Annotated in this window: 17 protein-coding genes; 11 read left to right on the forward strand and 6 right to left on the reverse strand. The window is 40.6% G+C overall.

Annotated elements, in window-relative coordinates:
• Positions 1-24 precede the first annotated feature (24 nt).
• Positions 25-198, reverse strand: coding sequence for a DUF5325 family protein (locus PQ511_RS01980; RefSeq protein WP_098443243.1), 174 nt, complete (start codon positions 196-198; stop codon positions 25-27).
• Positions 199-349: 151 nt separating this feature from the next.
• Between PQ511_RS01980 and typA the strand changes: the two genes are divergently transcribed.
• The 3 genes from typA to PQ511_RS01995 all read left to right on the forward strand — a co-directional run bounded on the left by typA (position 350) and on the right by PQ511_RS01995 (position 2,958).
• Positions 350-2,182: a translational GTPase TypA gene (gene typA / locus PQ511_RS01985; protein ID WP_273850273.1), complete on the forward strand. Its 1,833-nt coding sequence runs from the start codon at positions 350-352 to the stop codon at positions 2,180-2,182.
• 159 nt (positions 2,183-2,341) lie between these two features.
• Positions 2,342-2,662, forward strand: coding sequence for a YlaH-like family protein (locus PQ511_RS01990; protein ID WP_273850274.1), 321 nt, complete (start codon positions 2,342-2,344; stop codon positions 2,660-2,662).
• Between the two features lie 20 nt (positions 2,663-2,682).
• Entirely contained in the window at positions 2,683-2,958 is a 276-nt protein-coding gene (locus PQ511_RS01995) for a hypothetical protein (RefSeq protein ID WP_273850275.1), read from the forward strand.
• Between the two features lie 29 nt (positions 2,959-2,987).
• On the opposite strand, the gene PQ511_RS02000 is transcribed toward PQ511_RS01995, so the two are convergent.
• Positions 2,988-3,431, reverse strand: coding sequence for a hypothetical protein (locus tag PQ511_RS02000; protein ID WP_273850276.1), 444 nt, complete (start codon positions 3,429-3,431; stop codon positions 2,988-2,990).
• A complete protein-coding gene (locus PQ511_RS02005) occupies positions 3,421-3,621 on the reverse strand; it encodes a YlaI family protein (protein ID WP_224600246.1) in 201 nt (66 codons plus the stop codon). The genes PQ511_RS02000 and PQ511_RS02005 overlap by 11 nt, the downstream gene beginning before the upstream one ends.
• 100 nt (positions 3,622-3,721) lie before the next feature.
• Here PQ511_RS02005 and PQ511_RS02010 point away from each other — a divergent pair, with 100 nt between their 5' ends.
• Positions 3,722-4,186, forward strand: coding sequence for a pyridoxamine 5'-phosphate oxidase family protein (locus PQ511_RS02010; RefSeq protein ID WP_273850277.1), 465 nt, complete (start codon positions 3,722-3,724; stop codon positions 4,184-4,186).
• Positions 4,187-4,213: 27 nt separating this feature from the next.
• Here PQ511_RS02010 and PQ511_RS02015 read toward each other — a convergent pair whose 3' ends face one another.
• Complete coding sequence (locus PQ511_RS02015; protein ID WP_273850615.1) at positions 4,214-4,792, reverse strand: YhcN/YlaJ family sporulation lipoprotein; 579 nt, start codon at positions 4,790-4,792, stop codon at positions 4,214-4,216.
• A gap of 181 nt (positions 4,793-4,973) precedes the next feature.
• On the opposite strand from PQ511_RS02015, the gene PQ511_RS02020 reads away from it, so the two are divergent.
• Positions 4,974-6,302 carry a PhoH family protein gene (locus PQ511_RS02020; RefSeq protein WP_273850278.1) on the forward strand — a complete coding sequence of 443 codons (1,329 nt, stop codon included), beginning with the start codon at positions 4,974-4,976 and terminating at the stop codon, positions 6,300-6,302.
• Here the strand turns inward: PQ511_RS02020 and PQ511_RS02025 are convergent.
• Complete coding sequence (locus PQ511_RS02025) at positions 6,299-6,787, reverse strand: peptidyl-prolyl cis-trans isomerase (RefSeq protein ID WP_273850279.1); 489 nt, start codon at positions 6,785-6,787, stop codon at positions 6,299-6,301. The two genes, PQ511_RS02020 and PQ511_RS02025, sit on opposite strands and share 4 nt — an antisense overlap.
• Before the next feature lie 118 nt (positions 6,788-6,905).
• On the opposite strand from PQ511_RS02025, the gene glsA reads away from it, so the two are divergent.
• The 5 genes from glsA (at position 6,906) to pyc (ending at position 13,642) form a co-directional block, all read left to right on the forward strand.
• Positions 6,906-7,835, forward strand: a complete 930-nt coding sequence (gene glsA / locus PQ511_RS02030; RefSeq protein ID WP_273850280.1) for a glutaminase A — start codon at positions 6,906-6,908, stop codon at positions 7,833-7,835.
• Between the two features lie 105 nt (positions 7,836-7,940).
• Positions 7,941-8,210 carry an Fpa/YlaN family protein gene (locus PQ511_RS02035; RefSeq protein WP_098445722.1) on the forward strand — a complete coding sequence of 90 codons (270 nt, stop codon included), beginning with the start codon at positions 7,941-7,943 and terminating at the stop codon, positions 8,208-8,210.
• A 196-nt stretch (positions 8,211-8,406) separates the two neighbouring features.
• On the forward strand, positions 8,407-8,841 hold the full coding sequence (locus tag PQ511_RS02040; protein ID WP_273850281.1) for a site-2 protease family protein: 435 nt from the start codon (positions 8,407-8,409) through the stop codon (positions 8,839-8,841).
• A 182-nt stretch (positions 8,842-9,023) separates the two neighbouring features.
• Positions 9,024-10,184 (forward strand): putative lipid II flippase FtsW, encoded by a 1,161-nt coding sequence (ftsW, locus tag PQ511_RS02045; protein WP_273850282.1) that lies wholly within the window; start codon positions 9,024-9,026, stop codon positions 10,182-10,184.
• Between the two features lie 17 nt (positions 10,185-10,201).
• Positions 10,202-13,642 (forward strand): pyruvate carboxylase, encoded by a 3,441-nt coding sequence (gene pyc, locus PQ511_RS02050; RefSeq protein ID WP_273850283.1) that lies wholly within the window; start codon positions 10,202-10,204, stop codon positions 13,640-13,642.
• 32 nt (positions 13,643-13,674) lie between these two features.
• Here pyc and PQ511_RS02055 read toward each other — a convergent pair whose 3' ends face one another.
• Positions 13,675-14,568 (reverse strand): COX15/CtaA family protein, encoded by an 894-nt coding sequence (locus tag PQ511_RS02055; protein WP_273850284.1) that lies wholly within the window; start codon positions 14,566-14,568, stop codon positions 13,675-13,677.
• Between the two features lie 382 nt (positions 14,569-14,950).
• Between PQ511_RS02055 and cyoE the strand changes: the two genes are divergently transcribed.
• Complete coding sequence (gene cyoE, locus PQ511_RS02060; protein ID WP_226658402.1) at positions 14,951-15,892, forward strand: heme o synthase; 942 nt, start codon at positions 14,951-14,953, stop codon at positions 15,890-15,892.
• Positions 15,893-15,923: the final 31 nt, after the last annotated feature.

Raw genomic sequence — 15,923 nt, forward strand, 5'->3', positions numbered from 1 at the left:
TCAGCTTGAACGCCTTTTTTGCTGTTATTGTTCAGCTTTTCGTTTAATTCGAAAACCCATTCCCATAAAGAATCCTACTCCAATAAATGAAAGAAGTCCGCCGATCCAGCTTTGTTCAGCTATAGAAATCCCGATTGCACACATGCTTGCAACCGCCAGGATGGCCATTAAGAGTAAAAGGAATTGATGCTTATTCATGTGAAGCGCCCCCTTTATAATACTAGTGTACAATAACGTAGGGGATGGTGAAAGAAGAGAAATTTCGCCTAAAGCGATATCTGTGTTATAATGGTCTAGTTATTGAGTTTATCGTCAGAAATAAGACGAGAATACGAGGAGAGAATAATTAATGGCAATAAGAGAAGATATTCGTAACATCGCAATCATTGCCCACGTTGACCACGGTAAAACGACGCTGGTAGACCAAATGCTTCATCAGTCTGGTACGTTTCGTGACAATGAGCAAGTAAGCGAACGTGCGATGGATTCGAATGACCTTGAAAGAGAACGCGGGATTACGATCCTAGCTAAAAATACGGCAATTAACTATGAAGACAAACGAATCAACATCATGGATACACCTGGTCACGCCGACTTTGGTGGTGAAGTTGAACGTATCATGAAAATGGTAGATGGTGTTCTTCTTGTCGTTGACGCTTATGAAGGCTGTATGCCACAAACGCGTTTCGTATTAAAGAAAGCACTTGAACAAAAATTAACACCGATTGTTGTTCTTAACAAAATTGACCGTCCAGCTGCACGTCCTGCAGAAGTAGTTGATGAAGTAATTGATTTATTTATTGATCTTGGAGCAGATGAGGATCAGCTAGACTTCCCTGTTGTTTATGCTTCAGCAATCAATGGTACAGCTAGTCTTGATCCTGAAGTACAGGATGACGATATGAAAGTTCTTATGAACACAATCATTGATAACATTCCTGCACCTCTAGATAATAGTGACGAGCCTCTTCAATTCCAGATTACACTTCTTGATTACAACGACTATCTTGGAAGAATTGGAATCGGTCGTGTGTTCAGAGGAACGATGAAAGTTGGCCAACAGGTAGCCCTAATGAAGGTCGATGGAACAGTGAAGCAATTCAGAGTTACTAAGCTCTTTGGTTTCATTGGATTGAAGCGTACCGAGATCGAAGAAGCGAAAGCTGGCGACCTTGTAGCGGTTTCTGGTATGGAAGAAATCAACGTTGGAGAAACAGTTTGTCCTTACGATCATCAGGAAGCACTGCCTATTCTTCGTATTGATGAGCCAACCCTTCAGATGACGTTCCTTGTAAACAATAGTCCTTTTGCTGGTAAAGAAGGTAAATACATTACAAGTCGTAAAATTGAAGAACGTCTTAGAGCTCAGCTTGAAACAGACGTTTCACTTCGTGTTGAAAACACAGAATCACCAGATGCGTGGGTTGTCTCAGGACGCGGTGAGCTTCACCTTTCCATCTTAATTGAAAACATGCGTCGTGAAGGGTACGAGCTTCAAGTATCTAAACCTGAAGTTATCGTTCGTGAAATCGATGGTGTGGCAAGTGAGCCTGTTGAGCGCGTTCAAATTGACGTACCTGAAGACTACACTGGTTCTGTAATGGAATCACTTGGTGAGCGTAAAGGTGAAATGGTCAACATGGTGAACAACGGTTCAGGTCAAGTTCGTCTTGAGTTTATGGTTCCTGCTCGTGGTTTGATTGGTTACTCTACTGAGTTCCTTACACAAACACGTGGATACGGAATTATTAACCATACATTCGAATCATACATGCCTCTTATTAGCGGTCGTGTAGGTGGACGTCGTGCTGGTGTGCTTGTTTCTATGGAAAAAGGAAAAGCATCAGAATACGGAATTATGGGTGTTGAAGACCGTGGTACAATCTTCGTAGCTCCAGGTACTGAAGTATATGAAGGCATGATTGTTGGAGAGCATACGCGTGAAAATGACATTACTGTTAACATCGTTAAGGTGAAGCAGATGACTAACATGCGTTCTGCTAACAAAGATCAAACGGTATCTATGAAGAAACCTCGCGTCCTTACGCTTGAAGAAGCGCTTGAGTACTTGAACGATGATGAGTACTGCGAAGTAACTCCAGAATCAATTCGTCTTCGTAAGAAAATCCTTGATAAAAACGAACGTGAAAAGCACGCTAAAAAGAAAAAAACAGCCCAATAAGGGTGTCTGAGGCGATTCAAAAGGGGCATCCCTTTTGAATCGCTTTTTATATATACTTACGAAATTTTCCTCTATGTAGGATTTTTTTCGAATTGTAAAGAAATCGTTTACTTTTATTTATGACTTCATTTATTATGCTTTTATACTGGGGGTGGAAAAATGAATACAGAACCTACTATTGCACCTGAAGATTTATCTTTTTTCGCGAAGCTAGTTGGCATCGAAGATAATATGACGTTGGGATTTTATTTGCTTTATGCAATTATTGTTTTCCTTTGTATTATCGTCTATCGTCTTGGATTTGCTAAAAAACTTCCGCTCCTTAAGAATGTCATTGTTTATGCTGTTTTAGTGATTGGCTGTTTTCCATTAACCTTTTTTGGGATAGGATTGCCTGTTGCTGAAGGATTAGTGGCTTCCGCTGTCGTATTAATTATTTATAAGGTGCGACTCAATCAGTCGAAGAAAAAAGAAGCCTAACGTGTTAAAGGAGGGAAGCTTTGAATCTTCAGGATACATTGTACAATTGGCTCAGTATTAAAGTCGTGGCCAACGAAAGGAAAGGCGATCAGGCGGCTCAAGATACGTACGAATTCTTTCATGAAATATTAAAGGAAGATCATCAGTTGTCGAATTTGAATGTGGAAGTGTCACAAGGCTATTACGTTGTACGCTATCGTCAAAATGGAGAAGAAGATTCAAAGAAATTTCCTGTAGAGCTGATCGAAGCGTTGTTAGCTTCGATTGAAAATGAACCGAAATATAATCATCAGTAAAAGAAAGACGTGCTCGCGGCACGTCTTTCTTAATCAAAGTTATGTTTACCCTTATAGGCACCAAACAATATCGCTGCATAAATCAAATGTCCGAGCGTCCAGTAGGATATGGCTGTAAAATCCCATAAGCCCGGAGTTGGCTTGATTGCTAGGTACGTGAGAGGAAAGTATAGAAAAACGGTGGGTAGCGTTAAGACGAAAGCAAAAATCGCCTGTGCTTTTCGTTGATGAAAAAAGTATCGTGAGCTGCCAATACTGTATACAACACCGATGATCAAAGAAATGAAAAGGTGAAAACCGAATTCAATCCATTCTGGCCAGTTAATCTGCCCGATAACTGGTACGAAGTCAATGTTGAGTAGAAGCGTATATACAAGCTTTCCTGTTACAGCTTCGATTCCTTTTAGGAGGAATCCAAGAGCAATTCCTGAAATCGCACCAGCAAAAAGACCAGACTTGATTTTACCACTCATCGTTTGTTTCATCCTGATGAAACAGCTTGAAATTCCCCGTATCTTTACGTTCTTTCGTGCGCGTTTCGATTCGCTCATCACAGGTGTCGCACATATAAGTGTGAATCGGCCTGTTGCGTAGTTTTTTAGCTAGTGGACTACCGCTTTCAATTTTTTCTATTTTATCACATAGGACACATTTGACACGCATTGTTAACACCTCTCATTCCATGTTGTTAGTATAGCACGAATAAACGGATCCTTTGCAGTATAATGCGTTAGATTAAAGGAATTAATTGGAGGGAAAAGATATGCCAAATAAAGTAGACGGTTCGCTATCAAATGATCTTCTAACACTTCTTAAAAGGGAGCAATATGTTCTTCTTTCAACAATTGATCACGAAACAAAAGGGCCAAATGTAAGTGCTATTTCCTGGTTGTATGCGGTGGATGATCAATCGATTGTGTTTGCAGTCGATCAAAAATCGAGGATTGTATCCAACATCAAGGGGAATGATCAAATTTCTATAACGCTAATTGGAAATGAAAGCACGTATGCGATCAATGGAAAAGCTTCTTTGATAGAAGAAAAGATGGAAAACGTCCCACTTAAGCTGACGAAGTATAAACTTTCCATTCAAGAAGTCCGGGATGTCATGTTTTATGGTGCGAAAATGTCGGTTGAGCCTGCCTATGAAAAGATTTATGATCCAGAAGCAGCCGCTAAGTTAGACCGTTCGGTTATGGCGGAACTAAAAAAAGACTTGAGCCGTTAAGCTCAAGTTTTTTTAGTTAGCGTCGATTTACCTATCCAAATCTTGCTTTTCCTGCTGCTGTTTTAATTCTTTCTCTTTTGTTCCAGGTAGCTGCTTGTCATTTGAGCGTACCGGCTCTGGTTCAGACTTATTTGGGGTGGAAGGTACTTCAGGCATTAATCGACCGACGATATCTGCGAGCTCTTCCATAATCCCCCCTATAGGATGTCCTCGTTTAATTTCAGTGGCCATCTGTTTTAACCGGTAAGTCGTGTCCGCATCGGCTGTTATCACGGCATTTGCCCCGTAAGGATCTTTTTGAAGCGCTTCTGCGACCGTGTATTTGATTGAGCTAACACGAGAGCGATCGAGCTTTTGATTGACATCAATGCCAACCACTGCATATTTCCCAGTAACAATCGCAGTGGCATCATTTACATCAGGAACCTGCTTTGCAACTGTAACGAGATGTTCTGAGATCTCTGTAGCTGATAATTTTTCATTTTTAGGCGTGCGCACAGACTGCTTTACATATTGTACTCGCTCTGTTTGCTCCTTTTTTTCAGCAACAGGTTCATCATTTGCCTGACATGCTACAAGAAGAAAAAGGGCGATACTCCATCGCATTATTTTCAAATCGATTACCTCCGTATTGAGCGATTAGAAACAAATCACTGCAGTTTGTTAATTATTTTCTGAATAACCGTCTAACTTTATACACCCGTTCATAGATTATAGAAAACGTAGATAGTCCCAACTGTTTTTCGTACCTGTTATAGCAATTTAAATTTGGTCAGGAGGCGAAGTGTTGGATAAGGTTTACGTCCTAGATACTAACGTGTTACTCCAGGATCCAAATGCGATTTATTCGTTTGATACGAATGAAATTGTCATTCCGGCAGTCGTATTAGAGGAAGTGGATTCAAAGAAAAGGTATATGGATGAAATTGGGAGAAATGCAAGGCAAGTTTCTCGTATGATTGATGGTTTCCGTGAAAGAGGGAAGCTTCATGAGTCGATCCCTTTAGAAAATGGAGGGACGCTTCGAATCGAACTCAACCATCGATCATTTCAATATTTACAAGATAAATTTGTTGAAAAAACCAATGACAATCGTATTCTAGCTGTAGCGTTAAATTTATTTTTAGAAGAGGGAAAATTAAAATCAGGACGGACCGTCATTCTCGTTAGCAAGGATGCGTTAGTTCGAGTTAAAGCAGATGCGATGGGAATACAGGCGGAGGATTTTTTAACCGACCGAGTTGTTGAGTTTAATCAAATATACACAGGATATGAAGAAAGGTATGTTGATTCAGAACTATTGAATCAATTTTTTGAGCAACATTTTATTGATGTTAAGAAATTAAAGGGGAGACCTTTATATCCGAATCAGTATGTGATTCTTAAAGATCCTGTACAGGCATCCTCTTCTGGCATCGGGAAAGTGGATAAAAACGGAAAAAGAATTGAAAAAACAGCGATGGAAACAGAGTATATGTGGGGGATCGGTCCAAGGAACGTCCAGCAAAGAATGGCATTAGATCTGCTTATCCGAAATGATATCCCTCTCGTTACTTTAGTAGGGAAGGCGGGGACAGGGAAGACGCTTCTTGCAATGGCGGCGGGTTTAATGCAAACAGAAGATATGAATCGATATAAGAAGCTTTTTATTGCAAGGCCTATTGTCCCTGTTGGGAAAGATATTGGTTTTTTACCGGGTGAAAAAGAAGAGAAGTTACGGCCCTGGATGCAGCCTATTTATGATAATTTGGAGTATCTGTTTAATGTTAAAAAAACAGGTGAACTTGAAAAGATCTTATCGGGAATCGGTTCCATTCAAGTAGAAGCACTGACGTATATTCGAGGTAGAAGTTTACCTGATCAATATATTATTATCGATGAGGCGCAGAACTTAACGAAGCATGAAGTGAAAACCATTTTAACAAGAGTGGGAGAGGGAAGTAAGATCGTTCTTCTCGGAGATCCACAGCAAATCGATCACCCTTATTTAGATGAATACACAAATGGACTTACTTATGTAGTAGAAAAATTTAAAGATCAGCCGCTCAGCGGACATGTTAAGCTCGAAAAAGGTGAGCGATCTTTACTTGCCCGAATTGCAGCTGATCTCCTTTAAATGACTGTGATGGCTGAAACGTTTTTAACAGGTTCAGAAGCGTTAGAACCGTCTCCAAAATAGAAATGGGTCGGCCCATCCTCTCTGAGCGGCTTTCCGTCTTTAGAAAAGCGAAGAAAGCCGTTCATCGCTTCTTCTAACGATAAAACATGCTGCTGACCATCCTTCGATTCAAGTTGAACCCTGTCACTTTCGGGTTCAGCATTTGAGAGAAACGGTTGTAACGGAATAACAAAGCTCCCAGTTAGTACGCGTTCTTTCTCGAAACGTTTAATGCTTTTGTTAACGGGAGGTTTAATCCCAGTGCGTTCTCTTTCCCACCGCTCTGCCTGAGTGCGGATGTAATCGTTCTCATTCTTTTTGTTCGAATCGTCAAATTTCAAAAATTCATCCAGTTCAATCTTGCGATCATCAAAAATCCATACGCTTGCATCTAAGGTAATGGCGTAATTGACTTTCCCCTTTATGGGTAGAATCGTTTCCATCTAATACACCCCGCTATCAAAATCTTTTGCAAACCAAGTATACCGGTTATGCTTGCATTTGTCACATTTGGGGAACAGTAGGGTGAGAGTCAATTTGTTACGAGCGGGAGGATTTTATATGAGATGTCGTACAGAAGAAGAATTAGTAGAACTAGTTAGGCGAAGCAAACCTTATACGAAGGATGGGAAAGTAGCGGACTACATTCCAGCTCTAGCAAAGGCTGAGCCTGATAAACTCGCCATAGCCATTTACTCTAAAGAAGAAGGGTGCTTGTCTGCGGGTGATGTGGCGGAAACCTTCACGCTACAGAGCATCTCTAAAGTTCTGACGTTAGCTCTTGCCATTATGGACGCAGGAGAGGATCACGTTTTTTCGAGAGTCGGAATGGAACCGACGGGAGATCCATTTAATTCAATTGCGAAGCTTGAGACAATGGTGCCATCAAAACCTCTTAATCCGATGATTAATGCTGGGGCATTGGTGGTGACTAATATGATTCACGGAAGTTCTGTTGAAGAAAAAGTTGGACGTATTTTGCAGCTGATTCATGACATGACCAATAACTCAAGCATCGGAATTAATATGGAAGTAGCAGACTCAGAATATGAGTCTGCAAACCTTAACCGAGCCTTAAGCTATTTCATGAAGCAACATGGAATCATTGATGACGATGTAGAAATGCTTCTTGAAGCCTACACAAAGCAGTGCGCAATAGAAGTGAATTGTAAAGATTTAGCAAGGATTGGAATGGTTTTAGCGAATGAAGGCAGGGATCCTGAAACAGAGCGACGCATTATTCCTAGATACATTGCGAGAATTGTCAAAACCTTTATGGTGACGTGTGGTATGTACAACGCTTCAGGTGAATTTGCTATTAATGTGGCCATACCTGCAAAAAGTGGCGTTTCAGGTGGGATTTTAAGTCTAGTACCTAATGAAATGGGGATAGGCGTGTACAGTCCACCTCTTGACGCAAAAGGAAATAGTATTGCAGGAAATAAGCTTCTTGAAAATTTATCTTCACAATACGGACTTAGTATTTTCTAAACATGGTTGCGTTTACTCTGCTTTTTCTTGCAATTTTTTTATATTCCTTTTATGATAAGAGAAGGAATGGGAAAGGGAACGGAGGGATCAGATTTGTCAACTGGTATGGCAACAGGACATCGTGAAAAAGCATATGAGCTGTTAAAGGCTGATGCTCATAAGATCCTAAAACTTATCGAAGTTCAAATGGAGAATTTAACGATGCCTCAGTGTCCTCTGTATGAAGAGGTTCTAGATACGCAAATGTTTGGTTTATCTCGCGAAATTGACTTCGCGGTTCGTCTTGGATTGGTAAACGAAGAGGATGGAAAAGAATTGCTTGAGTCACTTGAGCGTCAGCTTTCAGCTCTTCATGAAGCTAGTATGAGGAAATAATGAAAGCTCAAACTATCGTGGATAGTTTGAGCTTTTTGTTTTTTCGTAAAAGCTTTCCGTTTAATTGAAGAGGTATTCAGTGATGCTGGTCTATGCCCTATATAAACGACACATAAATTTCCGATAATAAAAAGAAAATATGATAGAATACGAGTAGGTTATGAAAGAATTCAGAAGATTGTAGGAGTAGATACGTATGAATGATTTGCTCATGGTGCTCCTGATCATTGCTCCCATCAGCTTGTTATTGCACGAAGCAGGTCATACGCTGGCAGCAAACATCTTTACTTCCGCCAGTGTGAAACTCCATCTTGGATTCGGGCCAAGGATCTTAACATGGAAACATTCAAGAGGAGAAGTAGTCGTTAACGCCTTCTATTTTGTAGGAGGAATGACTATCAGTTCACCACCTGAAAAAGTCTATGGAAAAATAGCCATTGCCATAGCTGGGCCGCTCGTTAACTTAATCATAGCTGCCCTCACATTTCTCTTTCCGTACCAGCCATCGATCACAATTTGGATACTATATTTTAACCTATGGCTTGGATTAACGAATCTCATTCCTTTCAAACTGTTAGGAAAAGAATCAGACGGTTGGACCATCCTCAGAGCCATCATCAAAAAAACTTAATTTTTATTGGACAGGCAGGTTTCAAACAAAAACCATCGAAACCTATACATACTTCGAAAAGCGGAGACGAGCGTTTAAATCCGCAGGATGTTGGAGCCCTTTAATCAGGAAACAATCATTTAAAGCTAACTTTGAGCGGATACAAACTTCTTAAGAGAAAATAAACAGGTAGGATGACGTCTATGATTAAAAAATTATTTAAGCATTATGATTACTCGTTAATCATTAGTGTATTACTTTTGTGTGGATTTGGACTTGTGATGGTGTATAGTGCAAGCATGGTATGGGCGGTTATGAGGCATGAGACAAATAGTGCTTATTTCTTTAATAGGCAAATGATTTGGCTAGCTGCTTCCCTTATTATGTTTGTTCTTGCAATGATCTTCCCATATAAAGCTTATCGGAAGTTTATTGTACCCATCCTTGGATTGTCCGTTATTTCTCTATTACTTGTAAAAGTAATTGGTTCTACAACGAATAATGCTCAGAGTTGGATTGAAATCGGCTCCTTTAGCTTCCAGCCATCGGAGTTTGTTAAACTCGGATTAATTATTTATCTGGCTGCCATTTACTCAAAAAAGCAGGCTTATATTTCTAATTTTGTAAGAGGAGCTATGCCGCCACTTCTCGTAATTGGCTTGATTTTTGCATTAGTTGCATCACAGCCTGACCTTGGTACAGCGATGATTATTGCCTTAACTTCTGGCATTGTGATTTTTTGCTCTGGTATGAAGTGGAGCCATATTTTTGGCCTCATCATTATAGGTGGCATCGTATTCGGCCTTGCATGGATGTCCCTTTCACCTGAACAAGCCTCTAGATTCACAGGAGCGTATGATCCATTTTCAGATCCAGAGGATAGCGGTTTCCATCTGATTAACTCTTATATTGCGATAGCATCTGGTGGGGTTACAGGGCAAGGATTTGGTCAAAGTATACAGAAATACGGTTTTCTTCCTGAGCCTCACACAGATTTTATTATGGCGATCGTCGCTGAAGAGCTAGGGCTATTAGGGGTCGTATTTGTCATAGGCTTGTTAGGCTATATCGTCTTTAAAGGCTTCGTTATTGGAATCAGATGTAAGGATACTTTTGGCAGTCTGTTAGCGATTGGAATTTCTGGAATGATTGGTGTTCAAACAGCTGTAAACCTCGGGGCTATTACTGGCTGGTTACCGGTTACAGGCGTTCCTCTTCCGTTTATTAGTTATGGAGGCTCATCATTAATTTTACTTATGATATCAGTAGGGATATTAATAAACGTTTCTGCGTTTGTAAATATAAGAAAAGAGCAAAAAACTGGCTATATCAACAAAGAAAGTAGCGTTCAAATGGAGCTTTAGCTTAAGGAGGAATTAGGATGACAGCTATTTCAAAAATTCTTGTTGCTAACCGCGGGGAAATCGCTATTCGTATTTTTCGCGCCTGTACAGAGTTAAACATTCGAACCGTCGCGATTTACTCCAAAGAAGACAGTGGTTCCTATCATCGCTATAAAGCAGATGAAGCGTATCTTGTAGGTGAAGATAAAAAGCCTATTGATGCATATTTGGATATTGAAGGTATTATTGAAATTGCCAAAACAAACAATATTGATGCCATCCATCCAGGTTACGGCTTTCTTTCTGAAAATCTTCAGTTTGCCAAACGCTGTCAAGAAGAAGGCATGATCTTTATTGGTCCAGAGCTTGAACACTTGAGAATGTTTGGAGATAAGGTGGAGGCGAGAAAGCAAGCCATTTTAGCAGGTCTTCCGGTTATTCCCGGAACTGATGGTCCTGTCCATGATCTAGATGAAGTGAAAGTGTTTGCTGAAGAAAATGGCTACCCTCTCATGATAAAAGCCGCACTCGGCGGCGGGGGAAGAGGGATGCGAATTGTGCGAAGTCAGGAAGCACTTGCGGACGCGTATGATCGTGCTAAATCAGAAGCGAAGGCAGCTTTTGGAGCAGATGACATTTATGTTGAGAAATTTGTGGAAAATCCTAAGCATATTGAAGTGCAAATCCTTGGAGATAAGCATGGAAACACGATTCACCTTTATGAAAGAGACTGCTCTGTTCAGCGTCGCCATCAAAAAGTCGTTGAGGTTGCACCAAGCGTTTCGTTAAGTGAAGATTCCAGGAAAGAAATTTGTGAAGCGGCCGTGAAACTGATGGAAAATGTCCAATATGTGAACGCTGGAACAGTTGAATTCCTTGTAAATCAAACGGGAGAGTTTTATTTTATTGAAGTGAATCCTCGTGTGCAGGTTGAGCATACCATTACAGAAATGATTACGGGAATTGATATTGTGCAATCACAAATTATGATTGCAGAAGGCGAACATATACATAGTGAGCGTCTTGGTATTCCTGTGCAGGAAGCGATTGACTGTCATGGCTATGCTATTCAATGTCGTGTTACAACAGAAGATCCAGAAAACAATTTTATGCCAGACACTGGAAAGCTTATGGCTTATCGATCAGGTGGTGGCTTTGGTGTACGTCTTGATGCAGGGAATGCTTATCAGGGCGCGGTTATCACACCCTATTATGATTCATTGCTTGTTAAGCTATCAACGTGGGCATTAAGTTTTGACCATGCTTCTTCTAAAATGGTCAGAAACTTAAAAGAATTCCGGATTAGAGGAATTAAAACGAATATTGCCTTTCTTGAAAATGTGATGAAACACGAGAACTTTCGAACTGGCGTTTATGATACGTCATTTATTGATTCATCTCCAGAGTTGTTTGTTTTTCCGAAACGAAAGGACCGCGGAACGAAAATGCTGTCTTATATTGGGAATATTACAGTTAATGGATTTCCAGGTCTTGATAAAAAGAAAAAACCAGCATTTTCAAAACGAAGGGTGCCACATTTAAAATATAGTGAAGAAATCACTCGAGGAACTAAGCAAATTTTAGATGAAGAAGGCGCAGAGGGCCTTGTACAATGGGTGAAAGATCAGAAGAAGACGCTTCTAACTGATACGACGTTCCGAGACGGACATCAATCACTTTTAGCCACAAGAATGCGTACAACAGATTTACTTCATATTGCTGGCCCAACAGCTCGAATGACGCCAAATTTATTTTCAATGGAAATGTGGGGCGGAGCAACGTTTGACGTTTCGTTACGCTATCTTAAAGAAGATCCGTGGGATCGCTTAATAAAACTGAGAAAGCAAGTACCGAACGTTATGTTCCAAATGTTACTACGCGCATCCAATGCTGTTGGATATAAAAACTATCCAGATAACTTAATTCGTGAATTTGTTCAAAAGTCTGCAGATGCTGGTATTGACGTCTTCCGGATATTTGACAGTTTGAACTGGGTAGAAGGAATGACTAAAGCCATTGAAGCGGTTCGTGAAACAGGAAAGATAGCTGAGGCATCGATTTGTTACACGGGCGATATTTCTAATCCATCTAAATCAAAGTATAATCTAAGCTATTATCAAGAGCTTGCTAAAGAGCTAGAACAAGCTGGAGCCCATATTCTTGGCATAAAAGACATGGCTGGGCTCCTTAAACCACACGCTGCTTATGAACTTATATCAACGTTGAAAGAGACCGTTTCGATTCCGATCCATCTTCATACACACGATACGAGCGGTAATGGAATCTATACTTATGCAAAGGCCATCGAGGCAGGCGTGGATATTGTAGATGTAGCTGTAAGCTCAATGGCAGGGTTAACGTCTCAACCGAGTGCCAATTCCTTATATTATGCACTCGATGGTTCAGAAAGGCAGCCTGACATTGATATTCAAGCGTTAGAGCAATTGTCTCATTACTGGGAGGATACGCGTAAATACTATAGCGGCTTTGAAAGCGGCATGACAGCTCCGCACACCGAAGTGTATGAGCATGAAATGCCAGGCGGACAATATAGTAATCTTCAGCAACAGGCAAAGGGCGTTGGTTTAGGAGAACGTTGGGATGAAGTTAAGCGGATGTACCGAAGAGTGAATGAAATGTTTGGTGATATTGTTAAGGTCACACCATCTTCAAAAGTTGTTGGTGATATGGCACTTTACATGGTTCAAAATAGTTTAACTGAGGATGACATTTATGAACGTGGTGAAACGCTTGATTTTCCTGATTCCGTTGTTGAGCTATTTCAGGGCTTCCTAGGACAACCGTATCAAGGTTTTCCAAAAGAGCTTCAACAAATCATCTTAAAAGGGAGAGAGCCCATTACGACGCGGCCAGGTGAACTGCTCGAACCTGTTCATTTTACAGATCTGAAAGAAACGCTTTACCATAAATTAAATCGTCAAGTCACAAGTCATGATCTTATCTCCTATGCGCTTTATCCGAAGGTTTATTTAGAATATGAAGAAGTTCAGGAAATGTTTGGAGATGTTTCTGTTCTTGATACACCAACCTTCCTATATGGTATGCGTCTTGGGGAAGAGATCGAGGTGGAGATTGAACAGGGGAAAACACTAATTGTGAAGTTAGTATCCATTGGAGAGCCAAACATAGAAGGGAAGCGTACGCTTTACTTTGAATTGAATGGCCAACCACGTGAAGTTGTGATTAAAGATGAAAACATTAAGACAGCGATAGCTGCTAAGCCAAAAGCAGATCGCACCAATGCGAACCATATTGGAGCAACAATGCCAGGAACAGTCATAAAGGTACTTGTTGAAAAAGGTGAGAGAGTAAATAAAGGCGATCATCTCATGATTACAGAAGCCATGAAAATGGAAACAACAGTTCAGGCTCCTCGAAGTGGAATTGTCGAACATATTCATGTAGCAAATGGTGAGGGTATTGAATCAGGAGATTTATTGTTGGAAATGAACGAATAGAAAAAGCTGCGCATTTTTGCGCAGCTTTTTTTCTATTGTCTGCCACTGCGAAGAGAAAGCATGACAAGGTAGAGTAGTACGGTAAAGAGCCCGGAAATAAAAAGTCCATGGAAAAGGGCAAGGAATAAATTTAAATTTGAAACGACAACAAGCATACCGCTCAAAGCTTGTAAACAAATAAAGATAAAAGCAACAATAAGGCCGGTACGCATTGTGCCTTTAGATTTAAATTCTTTTAATCCAATGATTAGGATGTAAAGCAACCATACAAAAATGAAAACAGCCGCCGACCGGTGTAACATTTGAATTCCTTGTGGTCCAGAAAAAGCGAGCAGTTGACCATCCGTACAAAAAGGGACATTGTCACATGCCATGCTAGCACCTGTATGGCGGACTAGTGCGCCAGTATATACCACAATATAAGAATAAATGGTGATCGCATATAAATGAATGCGAATTCGTTTAGGTACAAAAGGCGTCTTTTTTTCACCAGAAGCTTCAAATACGAGAATGGTTAAGAGAACGACACTTGCAAAACTAGCTAGTGAAAAACCAAAGTGGGAAGCAAGGATAATATCTGACTGCCCCCAAACAACAGCAGCAGCGCCGAGCAATCCCTGAAAGACAATTAAAAATACGGAAGCAATCGCTAGAAATTTTGTTTCTCGCAGATCTCCAATTTTTCTCCATGTCCAAATCGCCAGAATAATCACTAGGAGACCAAGAGCTGCTGAAACCATCCTGTGACTTACTTCAATAATCGTTTCAATCTGTGGTGCCTCAGGTAGAACCTTTCCATAGCAGAGTGGCCAGGAGTTACCACAACCGTCACCTGAACCTGTTTTCGTCACAACTGCTCCCATTAAAAGAACAAGTAGCATGCCGAACGAGGTTAGAATCCCGAACAATTTCAACAATTTATTCACAAATAACACCTTCTTATCTAATTGTGTGGAAACCATAGTACAATGAAAGTGTGAAAGGATACGACATCATTGTACGAATGAAAGGATGAACCATTACGAAACGACGTATACAAAACAATTAGATTCGTTTATAATGGATAAGGATTGCGGATACTGCTTCCTTTCACAAAACCAACATTATCTTACCATAGCTGTTAGCAAGATATAATAGTAAGATGTGAAGATTGATTTACATTTTCCTTAACAGTATGGAAGAAACCTGGAGGGGTAATCGTGATAGCATATAACAAACAGGGCTTACACAGTCTTCTAATAAGATTGTCTACCAAGATTGACAGAGAAACTGATGTACTTCAGTTGATTGTAAAAGGAGGTGTGTAGATTGAGTAAAGCGAGAACGGCTTATGAAGCTTCAAATCGGGTTATGGAACCAGGTCCACTATCAGAGGCAAATCCTACTGGTACATGGAAAGACTTCTTAACCCTTACGAAATTAGGAATTGTATTTGACAACTTAATTACGGCATTTACTGGTTTATGGGTTGCGTCAGTTGCGGCAGGATTTGATTTATTCGGGAATCCAATGGTTCTTATTCTCACGATGTTGGGAACAGCTTTTGTTGTTGCCGGGGGAACATCGTTAAATAACTACATTGACCGGGATATTGATCAGGTGATGGCCAGAACGAATACTCGTCCCTCTGTAACTGGTAAAATACCTGCAAACCAGGTATTATTCGTAGGTCTCGGGCTAGCCATAGTGGGTACCATTATGTTGCTCATCGTTGAACCGATGGCCGCACTGTTAGGTCTACTGGGGCTTGTGATTTACGTTGTGCTTTATACAATGTGGACAAAGCGGACAACTTCATTAAATACGGTGGTTGGTTCGTTTTCAGGTGCACTTCCACCACTTATTGGTTGGGCAGCCATCGATCCGAACTTAAGCCCAGTTGCTTGGGGCATGTTCTTAATTATGTTTATCTGGCAGCCGCCTCATTTCCTTGCACTCGCTATGAAGCGGGTTGATGATTACCGAGATGCAGGCATTCCAATGTTACCTGTTGTAGCAGGATTTCCAATGACCAAGCGCCAAATTGTATTGTATACGGCTGCGCTAGTGCCAGTTTCACTTTTGCTTTACAGCTTTGGTCCTGTATACATTACCGTTGCCTCCATTCTTGGCTTCGGTTGGCTTGCAATAGGAATAGCAGGATTTTTTATGAAGGATGATATAAAATGGGCGCGAATTATGTTTGTATACTCGCTCAATTATATTACAATCCTATTTATTGTCATGATTGCAGTAAATATTAACCCTTAAAAGGTTCATTATGTATGGTCAGACAAGGTGG

Origin of the sequence: Guptibacillus spartinae, from assembly GCF_028610625.1 — a bacterium.
Classification (GTDB): Bacteria; Bacillota; Bacilli; order Bacillales; family Guptibacillaceae; genus Guptibacillus; species Guptibacillus spartinae.